The sequence below is a fragment of the Plantactinospora sp. DSM 117369 genome, assembly GCF_053764795.1.
Genome location: NZ_CM132446.1, coordinates 7,159,462 through 7,172,337 on the forward strand (window position 1 = coordinate 7,159,462; position 12,876 = coordinate 7,172,337).

General features: G+C 72.9%; 10 protein-coding genes and 1 pseudogene. 3 read left to right on the forward strand and 8 right to left on the reverse strand.

The window, feature by feature from the left end:
- Window positions 1–31: 31 nt before the first annotated feature.
- From secF to ruvC, 6 genes and pseudogenes are all read right to left on the reverse strand, one after another.
- Window positions 32–1,252, reverse strand: coding sequence for a protein translocase subunit SecF (gene secF, locus ACSMXO_RS30170; RefSeq protein WP_455414782.1), 1,221 nt, complete (start codon window positions 1,250–1,252; stop codon window positions 32–34).
- Between the two features lies 1 nt (window position 1,253).
- Window positions 1,254–3,161: a protein translocase subunit SecD gene (gene secD, locus ACSMXO_RS30175; protein ID WP_455414783.1), complete on the reverse strand. Its 1,908-nt coding sequence runs from the start codon at window positions 3,159–3,161 to the stop codon at window positions 1,254–1,256.
- Between the two features lie 249 nt (window positions 3,162–3,410).
- Entirely contained in the window at window positions 3,411–3,704 is a 294-nt protein-coding gene (yajC, locus tag ACSMXO_RS30180; RefSeq protein ID WP_455414784.1) for a preprotein translocase subunit YajC, read from the reverse strand.
- Window positions 3,705–3,881: 177 nt separating this feature from the next.
- Window positions 3,882–4,949, reverse strand: coding sequence for a Holliday junction branch migration DNA helicase RuvB (gene ruvB, locus ACSMXO_RS30185; RefSeq protein WP_455414785.1), 1,068 nt, complete (start codon window positions 4,947–4,949; stop codon window positions 3,882–3,884).
- Complete coding sequence (gene ruvA / locus ACSMXO_RS30190) at window positions 4,946–5,548, reverse strand: Holliday junction branch migration protein RuvA (RefSeq protein ID WP_346259740.1); 603 nt, start codon at window positions 5,546–5,548, stop codon at window positions 4,946–4,948. The genes ruvB and ruvA overlap by 4 nt, the downstream gene beginning before the upstream one ends.
- Window positions 5,549–5,640: 92 nt before the next feature.
- Window positions 5,641–6,153, reverse strand: a pseudogene (gene ruvC / locus ACSMXO_RS30195) (crossover junction endodeoxyribonuclease RuvC); the annotation flags it as partial.
- 213 nt (window positions 6,154–6,366) lie between these two features.
- Between ruvC and ACSMXO_RS30200 the strand changes: the two are divergent.
- Both ACSMXO_RS30200 and ACSMXO_RS30205 read left to right on the forward strand, forming a co-directional pair.
- On the forward strand, window positions 6,367–7,218 hold the full coding sequence (locus ACSMXO_RS30200; protein WP_455414786.1) for a 3-hydroxybutyrate dehydrogenase: 852 nt from the start codon (window positions 6,367–6,369) through the stop codon (window positions 7,216–7,218).
- Between the two features lie 18 nt (window positions 7,219–7,236).
- A complete protein-coding gene (locus tag ACSMXO_RS30205; protein ID WP_455414787.1) occupies window positions 7,237–9,189 on the forward strand; it encodes a helix-turn-helix domain-containing protein in 1,953 nt (650 codons plus the stop codon).
- A gap of 109 nt (window positions 9,190–9,298) precedes the next feature.
- Here the strand turns inward: ACSMXO_RS30205 and ACSMXO_RS30210 are convergent, their stop codons facing one another.
- Both ACSMXO_RS30210 and ACSMXO_RS30215 read right to left on the reverse strand, forming a co-directional pair.
- Window positions 9,299–9,907, reverse strand: coding sequence for a TetR/AcrR family transcriptional regulator (locus ACSMXO_RS30210; protein ID WP_346259744.1), 609 nt, complete (start codon window positions 9,905–9,907; stop codon window positions 9,299–9,301).
- Window positions 9,908–9,920: 13 nt separating this feature from the next.
- Window positions 9,921–11,492: an MFS transporter gene (locus tag ACSMXO_RS30215; protein ID WP_346259745.1), complete on the reverse strand. Its 1,572-nt coding sequence runs from the start codon at window positions 11,490–11,492 to the stop codon at window positions 9,921–9,923.
- Window positions 11,493–11,878: 386 nt separating this feature from the next.
- On the opposite strand from ACSMXO_RS30215, the gene ACSMXO_RS30220 reads away from it, so the two are divergent.
- On the forward strand, window positions 11,879–12,643 hold the full coding sequence (locus ACSMXO_RS30220) for an SDR family NAD(P)-dependent oxidoreductase (protein ID WP_455414788.1): 765 nt from the start codon (window positions 11,879–11,881) through the stop codon (window positions 12,641–12,643).
- Window positions 12,644–12,876 lie beyond the last annotated feature (233 nt).

The window sequence follows — 12,876 nt, forward strand, 5'->3', positions numbered from 1 at the left end:
GTTCGTCCGGCTCAGTTGCCGCTTGTCCGGCTCAGCGCCGCTTGCCACCGGGCCGGTTGCCACCGGAGCGACCGCCCCGGGCGCCACCGGACCGCTTGCCCGACGGCCGGGAGCCGACCTTCGGCGCGGCCCCGGCCAGCGCGGTCGCCTCGGCCGCCGGCACCGGAGCATCCTCAGCCGTCGGCTCGGCCGGCGTCTCGGCGGCCGGCCGGGCCTGGCCGGGTTGCCGGGCGGGGCGGCGCGTGGCGGAAGCGTCCCGGCCACCGCCGGCCCGGCGGGCCAGTACCCGCTGGGTGTGCTGCCGGATCCGCGGCTCCCGCTCCTTCAGCGACACCAGCAGCGGCGTCGAGAAGAAGATCGACGAGAAGAACGCGGCGCCCATACCGACGAAGAGCACCAGGCCGAGGTCCTTCAGCGTGCCGGCGCCGAGCAGCCCGGCACCGATGAAGAGCAGACCACCGACCGGCAGCAGGGCGACCACCGAGGTGTTGATCGACCGCATCAGCGTCTGGTTCAGGGCCAGGTTGGCCGCCTCGGCGTACGTCTGGCTGCTGCCACCGGTGATGCCCCGGGTGTTCTCCTGGATCTTGTCGAAGACCACCACGGTGTCGTAGAGCGCGAAACCGAGGATGGTGAGGAAGCCGACGACGGTCGACGGGGTCACCTCGAAGCCGACCGCCGAGTAGATGCCGGCGGTGAGCAGCAGGTCGAGGGCGAGGCCGGAGACCGCCGCGATCGCCATCCGCAGCTCGAACCGGAGCACCAGGTAGCCGGTGACCAGCACGAGGAAGATCACCAGACCGATCAGCGCCCGCTGGGTGATCTGGGCGCCCCAGGCCGCGCTGACCCGGTTGTCGCTGACCGGGACGCCCAGCTCCTGCGCGACCGCCGTCCGTACGTCAGTGGCCTGCTGCTGGTCGAGCGGCGAGGTCCGGAACAGGTAGGTGGCGTTGGCTCCGTTGCCGACCTGCTGGCTGGAGACCACCTCGGCCGGCCCCTCCGGAGTCGACTCGTCGGCGAGCGCGTTGTGCACCGCCTCCTCGGCCCGCTGCATGGTGCCGACCGAGGTCGGCACCTGGAACTCGTTGCCGCCCCTGAACTCGATGCCGAGGGTGAAGCCCTGGATCACGAAGCTCAGCACGGTCAGCAAGACCAGGCCACCGCAGATGCTGAACCACAGCTTGCGGCGGGGGACGATCGCGAGACCGGCCTCACCGCGGTACAAGCGGCTGGCGAGCCCACTCCTGCTCATCTCAGGCCTCCTTCACGCGGGTCTTGCCGGTCGTCGGCGCCTCGTCGTCGTCCCCGGTATGCAGCGCCCGACCCAGCCCGCTGACCCGCGGCGACAGGAATGCCGGGGTACGCGCGAACATCGTCATGATCGGATGCCGGAACAGGAAGACGACCACCAGGTCGAGGATGGTGGCCAGGCCCAGCGCGAAGGCGAAGCCGCGCACCGTGCCGGCCGAGACGAGGTAGAGCACCACGGCGGCCATGATCGAGATGGCGTTCGCCGAGATGATCGTACGGCGGGCCCGGGCCCAGGCGCGGGGTACCGCGCTGCGCGGGCTGCGCCCCTCCCGGATCTCGTCTTTCAGACGTTCGAAGTAGATGACGAAGGAGTCGGCGGCGACGCCCAGCGAGACGATGAACCCGGCGATCCCGGCCAGCGTCAGGGTGAAGCCGATCTGGCGGCCGAGCACCACCAGCGCGCCGAAGACCAGGATGGCGGAGAGGATCAGGCTGAGGAAGATCACCGAGCCGAGCAGCCGGTAGTAGAAGAAGGCGTAGATGATCACCAGGAGCATGCCGATGCCGGCGGCCAGCAGGCCGGCTCGCAGGTGCTCGGTGCCGAGCGTGGCGGTGATGTTCTGCGCTTCCTGCGGCTCGAAGGTCAGCGGCAGGGCACCGTAGCGGAGCTGGCTGGCCAGCTCGTTGGCGCTGGCGTTGGTGAAGCTGCCGGTGATCTGAGAGTCACCGGTCAGCACGCCCTGGATCTCCGGGGAGGAGATGATCTGGTTGTCCAGCACCACCGCCACCCGGCACCGGCCCTCGTCGCCCAGGGCCGCCTGGTCGCACTGGCTGTCGGTGTTGTTGTACGCCTCGCGGGTCAGGTTGGTCCACTTGCTCTGGCCGTCGCCGGTGAAGTCGAGGCTGACCACGTACTGGCTGGTGGTCTGGTCGAGCACCCCGTCGGCGTCCTCGACGTCGGTCCCCTCCACCTTGGCGACGTCCAGCAGGTTCTTCTGCTGGCCACTCTCGCAGGCGACCACCTGCTGGCTCGACTCCTTGATCGAGCCGGGCGGCCGCTGGTCGAGCTTCTCGCAGGTGATGGTCGGTACGTTGAACTGGACGCCGGCCGGCAGGACCCGGATCTCCTGCGGGGTCAGGTCGGCGAACGGCTTGAGCTTCTCGGCAAGCGCCGGGTCCGCGCTGAAGTCCGCCGGCGCCTGGAGCGCGGTGGCGGCGGCCCATGCCTCGGCACCGACCTTCCGCTCCACCGCCGCGCGCTGCTGCTCCGGGGTCTGGTCGCCCGGAGCCGCCGGGGCGGCGCTGGCCGAGGCGCTCGGTGCCGGCGAGGCGCTGCCGCTCGGCGTGGGCGTGGGGGCCGGAGCGCCGCCGCCCTGTCCACCGCCGGCGCCTGGCGACGAGGTCACCGCCGGAGACGGGCTGCCGGACGGGCTGGCGCTGCCGGAGGGGGCTGGGCTGCCGGACGGGGCCGGGCTGGCCGACGCGCCGGGCGACGGTGCGGCGTTGACCGGACCGCCGCCGTCGACGGTCTTGAGCACCTTGCGGAACCGCAGCTCGGCCGGGGTGCCGACGTCGTTGAGGTCGGCGTTCTGACCCGGCACCGAGATCACGATGTTGCGGTTGCCCTCGGTGACCACCTCGGCCTCGGCGACACCGCGGCCGTCCACCCGGTTCTGGATGATCTGCCGGGCCCTCTCCAGGGAGCTGGCGGGGGGCGCCTCGCCGGCCTCGGTGGTCAGGGTCATCCGGGTGCCGCCGACGAGATCCAGGCCGAGCTTCGGCTCAAGCCGGTCCGTCCAGCTGCCCTTGGCCCCGGCGGCGAAGAACACCAGAAGGTAGAGGACGGTGAAGATCAACCCGAGCACGGCCAGCTGCCGCCCGGGTCGCATCTGTCCCTGAGGTGGTGCCACGGCTTTCCTGTCTCCCTGCGCGGTTCGGCCGCTAGTGGTGGGCGGCGGGTCGGAGGCCGGCGGAGTCCGGCGACATGCGTACCGCACCGGTGGGGGTCCCACCGGCCCGTCGATCTATTATCTTCGATGCCAACCCTGCCCCGTCGGGCGGGGTCGGTCGTTGAACCTTTTCAACCTGAACCGCGCGGCACCCACGCACCGCAGCCGACCCTGCGGTCCGCCGGACCGCAAGGTGAGGTTGGAAAAGGTTCATTCCTTCGCGTCGACCTCTTCCGGCACCAACTCGACCCGCTCCACCTTCTGGACGACCCGGGCGATCGCCGGCCGCGCGTACCGCGTCTGCACGCCGGGCGCCACCTCGAGCATCACGGTCTCGTCGTCCACGCTGGTGACGGTGCCGTAGAGCCCGCCGATGGTGACCACCTCGTCGCCGGGGCCGATCGAGGACTGCATCTGCTCGGCCTCGCGGCGCCGCTTCTGCTGCGGCCGGATCATCATGAAGTACATGACGACGAAGAGCAGGACAATCATGAGGAGCGGCATGAAACTCCCGGCTCCGCCGCCGCTCGCTGCTGCCAAAGGCACTGTTACGACCTTCCCATCGGCCTCGTCGCGGCATGAGCATGCCGGAGCGGAGGCAGGAACTCACGTCCTGTACAAACGCGGCGAGTCTAGTCCCTGCACCTGAGAACACCGAATGCGGCACAGATCACGAACGAATCACACCTCCTGGGACCCTGCGGAGAAGAGGTCGGGCACCGCGGGCCCGCTCGCACCAAATGTACCATTTGGCGGATTGCGCCCCAAGTGTCGCCAAGCGGCCTCGGTGGCCACCCGTCCCCGGGGCGTACGGGCCAACAGACCGGCCCGGACCAGGAAGGGCTCGCAGACCTCCTCGACGGTGTCCGGCTGCTCACCCACCGCCACCGCCAGCGTCGACAACCCCACCGGGCCGCCCCGGAACGAGTCGACCAGCGCGATCAGCACCGCCCGGTCCAGCCGGTCCAACCCCAGTTCGTCCACGTCGTAGACCCGCAGCGCCGCCCGCGCGGTCTCCCGGGTCACCGTCCCGTCCGCCCGGACCTCGGCGAAGTCGCGTACCCGCCGGAGCAGCCGGTTGGCGATCCGGGGCGTACCCCGGGACCGGCCGGCGATCTCCGCCGAACCGCCCTCGGTGATCGGCACCCCCAGGATCCGCGCCGACCGCTGGAGCAGCACGTCCAGCTCGTCCGCGGAGTAGAAGTCGAGGTGCGCGACGAAGCCGAACCGGTCCCGCATCGGGCCGGTCAACAGCCCGGACCGGGTGGTCGCGCCGACCAGGGTGAACGGCTCGACGTCCAGCGGGATCGCGGTCGCGCCCGGCCCCTTGCCCACCACCACGTCGACCCGGAAGTCCTCCATCGCGCTGTAGAGCAGCTCCTCGGCCGGCTTGGCGATCCGGTGGATCTCGTCGATGAAGAGCACGTCGCCCTCGGACAGGCTGGTCAGGATCGCGGCGAGGTCACCGGAGCGCTCGATCGCCGGACCGCTGGTCACCCGGATCCCCGCACCCAGCTCGGCGGCGACGATGTTCGCCAGGGTGGTCTTACCCAAGCCAGGCGGGCCGGACAGCAGAATATGGTCCGGCGGGCTGCCCCGGCCCATCGCGCCGCGCAGCAGCAGGTCGAGCTGGTCGCGTACCCGGTGCTGGGCGATGAAGTCGGCGAGCCGTTTCGGGCGTACCGTGACCTCGGCGTCCCGCTCGGCGTCGCTGGCGTACGCCGAGACCAGCCCCTCCGCGTCGGTCACCGGGTCCTGCCCAGCAGCCGGATGGCCTGCTTCAACAGGACCGGCACCGGCGGGGCCGCACCGTCGATCGTCTCCGCCACCGCCGCCACCGCCTGGTCGGCCTGGGCCGCCGTCCAGCCGAGCCCGACCAGCGCCTGCCGCACCTGCTCCGGCCAGGCTCCGCCGGTGACTCCCGCCGCGCCGTCCGGGCCGACCGGGACCGGGCCGATCCGGTCACGCAACTCCAGCACCAGCCGCTCGGCCCCCTTCTTGCCGATCCCGGGTACCCGGGTCAGGGTGCCGGTGTCGGCGTTCGCGATCGCCTTGCGCACCACGTCGGGGGCATGCACGGCGAGAACCGCCTGGGCCAACCGGGGGCCGACCCCGCTGGCGGTCTGGAGCAGCTCGAAGAGCTGCTTCTCGTCGTCGTCGGCGAAGCCGTAGAGGGTCAGCGAGTCCTCCCGGACCACCAGGCTGGTGGCGAGCCGGGCGGGCGAGCCGACCCGCAGCCCGGCCAGGGTGCCCGGCGCGCACTGCACCGCCAGCCCCACCCCGCCGACCTCGATCACCGCGCCGTCCGGGGACAGCCCGGCGACCACGCCCCGGACACTCGCGATCATCCCGTTCCTCCCTGTCGCTTCGAGCCCGACCGGGCGGCCCGCCGGGGCGTACCGGAACGGGCGCCGTCCCGGGACGCGGCCGCCGCCGTGCGCTGCCGGGCCGCGCTGGCCGCCTCCGCGATCCTCGCCCGGGTGCCGCCGCGCCAGATGTGGCAGATCGCCAGCGCCAGCGCGTCGGCGGCGTCGGCCGGCCGGGGCGGCTCGGCCAGCCGCAGCAGTCGGGTGACCATCGACATCATCTGCGCCTTGTCCGCCTGGCCGGAACCGGTGACCGCCGCCTTGACCTCGCTCGGGGTGTACGTCTGCACCGGCAGCCCGGCCCGGGCCCCGGCCAGCACCGCCACCGCGCTGGCCTGCGCGGTGCCCATCACCGTCCGCACGTTGTGCTGGCTGAAGACCCGTTCCACCGCCACACTCTGCGGCCGGTGCTCGGCCACCAGCCGGGCCAGTTCGGTGTCCAGGTGCAGCAGGCGCAGCGGCAGCTCGTCGGCCGGGTCGGTGTAGACGACGTAGTAGGCCACCAGGGTGCACGGCCGGCCGGGCACGCCCTCGACCACGCCGACCCCGCACCGGGTCAGCCCCGGGTCGACGCCCAGCACCCGCACGCCGCCCCCTCCCCGTGCCGCAGCACGTACGTGTGTTCGACACCCTACTGGCCTGGGCCGGAGCCGGAAACGTCGACACGCCCGTACCCGATCATCAGACCCCGGGCCCGGCCGCGGTCGTCCGGGTGCCGCAGCCCGCCACATAGGCCGGTACCGGAGTATGTGGCCGCCGCCCATGTGCCGCCGCCCGGTTGGCTCGTAGCTTTTTCGGCCATGACGGTAGAACCCGGTCGGGACGACCAGGCCGCGCGACGGCGGCAGCAGGAGGCCGGGGCGCCGGGCGCGACCGGCGCCGATCGGCGCCTCCCGCAGATCGTCCGGCTCGACCTGTCCGGGCGGACCGCCCTGGTCACCGGCGGTGCCAGCGGCATCGGCCGGGCCTGTGCCGTCCGGCTGGCCGCGGCCGGCGCCAAGGTGACCGTGCTGGACCGGGACGCCGACCGGGCCGAGGAGGTCGCCGCCGAGATCGGCGGTCGGGCTCTCGGGCTGGACCTCGCCGATCCCGGCGCCGCCGACCGGATCGATCCCGAGTTGGACGTCGTGGTCAACAACGCCGGGCTGCAACACGTGGCGCCGGTCGACGAGTTTCCCCCGGAACGCTTCGACCACCTGCACCGGGTGATGGTGACGGCGCCCTTCCTGATCGTCCGGCGCGCGCTGCCGCACATGTACGCCCGCCAGTGGGGCCGGATCGTCAACATCTCCTCGGTGCACGGGCTGCTCGCCTCGCCGTTCAAGTCGGCGTACGTCTCCGCGAAGCACGCCCTGGAGGGGCTGTCGAAGGTGGTCGCCCTGGAGGGGGCGGCGCACGGCGTGACGGCCAACTGCGTCAACCCGGCGTACGTCCGGACACCGCTGGTCGAGGGGCAGATCGCCGCGCAGGCGAGCGCGCACGGCATCGCCGAGACCGAGGTGGTGGAGCGGATCATGCTGGCCCGGGCGGCGATCAAGCGGTTGATCGAGCCGGAGGAGGTCGCCGAACTGGTCGCCTACCTCTGCTCCCCCGCCGCCTCCTTCCTCACCGGCGCCTCGATCCCCCTCGACGGGGGCTGGACGGCGAACTGACCCGGTGCCTCCCGCAGAATGAACCCCGTGTCCTCGCCGATCGAGTTTCTGGAGCTCCTCGCCCGGGAGGCCGCTCCGGTCGAGTTCGAGGGGCCGCTGGTGGCCGCCCGGGCCGCCGGGGTCCCCGCCGACCGGCTCGCCGAACTGGAGGCGGCGAAGGTGGTGGCGCTGCGGGTACGCGCCCTGCTGGAACGGCGGCGGCGGCGCGAGGCGGAACTCTCCGGCCTGTACGACACCGCCAGTGACCTCGCCGGGCTGCGCGACTCGGACGACGTACTCCGGGCGATCGTGCACCGGGCCCGGCACCTGCTCGGCACCGACGTGGCGTACATGACGCTGGTCGACGACGACCGGGGCGACACGTACATGCGGGTCACCGACGGCTCGATCTCGGCGCGGTTCCAGGGGCTGCGGCTGCCGATGGGCGCCGGACTCGGCGGGCTGGTGGCGCAGACCGGCAGCCCGTACGCGACCGCGAACTATCCGGAGGACGCCCGGTTCCACCACACCGGGGAGATCGACGCCGGGGTCGGCGAGGAGGGGCTGGTCGCCATCCTCGGGGTACCGCTGCGGCTCGGCTCCCGGGTGATCGGGGTGCTCTACGCCGCCAACCGGTCGGCCCGGCCGTTCGCCCGGGAGGAGGTGTCGCTGCTGCTCTCGCTGGCCGCGCACGCCGCGGTGGCGATCGACACCGCCCGGCTGCTCGCCGAGACCCGGGCCGCGCTGGCGGAACTGTCGACGGCCAACTCCACGATCCAGGCGCACAGCGCGTCGGTGGAACGGGCCGCCGCCGCGCACGACCGGATGACCTCGTTGGTGCTGCGCGGCGGCGGGGTGGAGGACGTGGCGGCGGCGGTGACCGAGGTGCTCGGCGGGGCGCTGCTGGCGCTGGACGCCGAGGGCCGGACACTGGCCCGGGTCGGCGAGATCGGCGAGCCGGACCGGGCGGCGCTGGACGAGGCGGTGGTGGCGTCGCGTACCGAGGGGCGCAGCGTGCGCCGGGGCGACCTCTGGTACGCCGCCGTGGTCGCCGGTACGGAGAACCTCGGCGCCCTGGTCTCCCGCCCGGAGGAGGAGCTGGTCGACGCCGACCAGCGGATCCTGGAGCGGGCGGCCCTGGTCACCGCGCTGCTGCTGCTGTTCCGGCAGACGGTCGCCGAGGCGGAGGGACGGGTCCGGGGCGAACTGCTCGACGACCTGATCGCCCGGCCGGTACTCGACGTCGCCGCGCTGCGCGGCCGGGCCCGCCGGCTCGGCGTGGACCTGGACGCCCCGCACGTGCTCGTCGCGGTCGGTGACGACGCGATGGCCGGCAGTACCTCGTCGCGGCAGCGGGTCACCTCGTGGGCCAGCACGTACGCCTCGGCCCACGGCGGCCTGGCGGCGGCCCGGGACGGCCGGGCGGTGCTGATGCTGCCGGGCGGCGACGCCGGTGCGGCGGCCCGGACCGTGGTCCGGGACCTGTCCCGGGCGCTGGGCCGGCCGGTCACCGCCGGAGCGGGCGGGCCGGCGACCGGACCTGCCTCGCTGGCCGGTGCGGCCCGGGAGGCGGAGCGCTGCCTGACCGCGCTGCGCGCGCTGGGCCGGGCCGGGGAGGGTGCCGGCAGCGCCGAGCTCGGCTTCGTCGGGCTGCTGCTGGGCGCGGTCGAGTCCGGCGGCGACCGGGAGGTGGCCCGGTTCCTGGTCGACACCGTCGGCCCGGTGGTCGACTACGACGCCCGCCGGGGGACCGCGCTGGTGAAGACCCTGGAGGCGTACTTCGGGGTCGGTGGCAGCCTGGCCCGGGCGGCGGAGGTGCTGCACGTGCACGTCAACACGGTGACCCAGCGGCTGGACCGGGTCGGGCAGCTACTGGGGCCGGAGTGGCAGAAACCGGAGCGGGCACTGGAGGTGCAGCTCGCGCTGCGGCTGCACCGGCTGCGCGCCTCGTCCGGCCGGGTCGCGGCGGACGCCCGGCCCGAACTGCCCTGACAGCGCCGCCGCCCGGGGCGCCACCGCCCAGCGGTGGCTCGCGCGCGCCGTACCCGCCGGGCGACGAGCGGACGCACCGGCCACTCGGCGGGCGGCGATGCGGGGTGGCTCAGCGGGCGGCGATGCCGGCGATGACCGCGTCGACGACCCGCGCCGGCAGGTCGCGCTCGTCCAGCTCGGGCTGGGCGCGGAGCAGCCGCTGCATCAGCAACGGGGCGGTGAGCAGCGAGAGGGTGAGCTCGACGTCGAGGTCGGCCCGCAGCTCGCCGAGGTCGATCCCCCGGCGCAGCACCTCGCGGATCATCCGCCGCCGCGGCTCGACCAGCTCCTGATAGAGCCGGTACTGCTCCGGGCTGCGGCTGATCGTGGGCATCAGGCAGGGCATGATCTGCCGCATCCGGGGGTCCGGGTTGTGCCCGGTGTTGCCGACCAGCGCGATCAGGTCCTCGCGTACGGACCGGCCGGGCGGTGGCGGCGGTGGCGGCTTCAGCCGGCGCAGCGCGTCCTGGAGCAGGGCCTCCTTGCCGGTCCAGCGCCGGTAGATGGTCGCCTTGCCCACGCCGGCCCGCGCGGCGATCGCCTCGATCGACAGCGTCTCGATGCTGCTGCCCTCGGCGAGCAGGTCGAGCGCCGCTTCCAGGATCGCCTCGTCCGCGCGGATGCTCCGCGGGCGTCCTGGCGCCCGCGGAGCATCCATCGTTTCGGTCACGTTAACCATTGTCCCCTGCTGGTCAGGCGGCGACCAGTTCGGGATCAGCCACCGGCTCCGGCGGCAGCAGCTGCTCCTCGGCCGTGCGGCCGGGCAGCCAGCGGAGCACCACCAGGATGCCGAGGGCGGCGACCACCGCCGAGATCCCGCTGGCCCAGTGCATGGCCGAGACGAAGGCGTCGTTGGCCGCGCTGGTCACCGCCGAGCCGGCCGGACCCCCGAGCCGCTCCGCGACCGCGTACGCCCCGGAGACCGACTCGGACGCGGCGTCCCGGACCGGCGCCGGCAGCGCGCGGGCCGCCGGCTCGATCTGGTCCCGGTAGACCCCGGAGAGCACCGAGCCGAGCACCGCGACGCCGAGCGCGCCGGCCACCTGGCGGACGGTGTTGCTGACCGCCGAACCGACCCCGGCCTTCTCCCGGGGCAGCGCCGACATGATCGACTCGGTCGCCGGCGGCATGATGTTGGCCATCCCGACGCCCTGGACGAAGAAAATCAGCCCGATGATCCAGATCGGGGTGGTGGCGGTGGCGAAGGCGAACGCCACCAGCGCCGCCGAGGTGAGCGCCAACCCGGTCACCGCCACGGCCTTGCCGCCGTACCGCTTGACCATGGTGGCGCTGCGCGGTGCGAAGACCAGTTGGGCGACGGCGAACGGCAGCATCAGCAGGCCGGTCTCCAGCGGGCTGTAGCCCCGGACGAGCTGGAGGTAGAACGCGCTGAAGAACATCACGCCCATGGCGGCGAAGAAGACCAGGCCGATCACCGCGACCGGAGCGGCGAACCGGGGTACCCGGAACAGCCGTACGTCCAGGGACGGGAACTCGACCCGGCGCTCCCAGGCCACGAACGCGGCCAGTACGGCCAGGCCGCCGACGATCGACGCCCAGATCAGCGGCCGGCCGAAGCCGTGCTCGCCACCGTCGATGATCCCGTACGAGAGCGCGACCAGACCGATCACCGAGAGCAGTACGCCGATCACGTCGATCCGGCCCGGCTTCGGGTCCCGCGAGTCGGGCACCAGCAGGGCCACCGCGACCAGCCCGATCAGCACCACCGGGACGTTGATCAGGAAGACCGACCCCCACCAGTAGTTCTCCAGCAGCAGGCCGCCCAGCACCGGGCCGATCGCCACGCCGAGGCCGATCGCGCCGGCCCAGACCCCGATCGCGCGACCGCGCTCCCGGGGGTCGAAGACGTTCGAGATGATCGACAGGGTCACCGGCATCACGGCGGCGGCCCCGAAGCCCATCAGCGCCCGGGCCCCGATCAGTTGCCCCGGGCTCTGCGCGTACGCCGACAGCAGCGAGGCGAGTCCGAAGATCGCCAGGCCGACCAGTAGGAACCACTTCCGCCCGTACCGGTCGCCGAGCACGCCGAAGGTGAACAGCAGCCCGGCGAAGACCAGGGTGTACGAGTTGATGGACCATTCCAGTTGGCCCTGGCTGGCGCCGAGGCCGTGCACCGGGTCGGCCAGGGTGCGCAGTGCGACGTTCAGGACCGTGTTGTCCAGCACGATCACCAGCAGGCTGACCACGAGCACGCCGAGAATGGCCCAGCGCCTCGGGTGCCCGGTGTTTTCCGTTAACTCCATGCCGTGGTGTCCCCCCGAGACCCCGCATCGCCGGATTCGGCTGCGGGGAAGTTTCTTGACCGCACCGACGATAGTCAGCTCAGAACCGAAACGGCACCGTTCCGTATCGTATTGTGACCCGCCTCACCCCGGCCTCCGCCGTGGCCCCAGGCGCGCCTGCCCCGACAGGGCGTACCGCCTTGTACGGATAACCCCGCCGCCCTTCTCCGACCGCTCGACCCGGCGGACCCGCGGGCGATACTCGCCGCCCGGGGCGCGGTCATCACCGCCGCGACACCGCTCGGCGCCGCGCTCGGCGGTCCACTGGTGACCACGTTCGGTGCCGGCGGAACGAGGTGTCCGATCGCCGCCAGACGGCGACTCGGCGTCCGATCACGATGGGTGGCATGAGCGAGGTTATTTCAGTAAAGAGCAGTGTTCTGGATGGAAAAGTAGCGTTTGTCACCGGCGGCAGCCGGGGCATCGGTGCGGCGGTGGCAGTCCGGCTGGCCCAGGACGGTGCGGACGTGGCGCTGACCTACCAGCAGAATGCCGAGGCGGCCGGCGCGGTGCTGGACCGGATCAAGGCGATCGGCCGGCGCGGGCTGGCGATCCAGGCGGACAGCGCCGACCCGGCGGCCGTCGTCTCGGCGGTGGACCGGGCGGCCGGCGAGTTCGGCCGACTCGACGTACTGGTCAACAACGCCGGGGCGTTTCTCGTCGGGCCGGCGGCGGAGGTGGGGCTCGCCGAGTTCGAGCGGAGCGTGGCGGTGAACGTCCGGGCGCCGTTCGTCGCCGCCCAGGCGGCGGCCCGGCACATGGTCGACGGTGGACGGATCATCACCATCGGCAGCAACATGGCCGAACGGGCGGCGTTTCCGGGCTTCGCGCTCTATTCGATGAGCAAGACCGCGCTGACCGGACTGACCAAGGGACTCGCCCGGGATCTCGGGCCCCAGGGCATCACGGTCAACCTGGTCAACCCCGGCCCGACCGACACCGACTCGAATCCGGCCGACGGCCCGATGGCGGAGACCATCCGCGACTTCACCGCCGTCGGCCGGTACGCCGCGCCGGCCGAGATCGCGGCGACGGTCGCCTGGGTGGCCGGCGCCGACAGCTCGTACGTCACCGGGGCGACGATCAACGTCGACGGCGGCTTCACCGTCTGAACCGGTCATCCGACCCGATCCGGTTACCCCGGCCTGCTCCGGTTCCCGAACCGGCGGGCCGGGGTTCCGGGGTGTCCGGTGCGGCGGTGGTGGACGGGGACGGTTCCTGCCGCGCATCCTGTCGAGCTGCCCCGCCCGTGCTCCCGCTCCCCACCTCGCGGTCCGGCCGAGCGAGGGTCACGGCGGTGGCGGTGGGGCCGGCGACCAGCGTGCCGGCCATGGCCAGGCCCGCC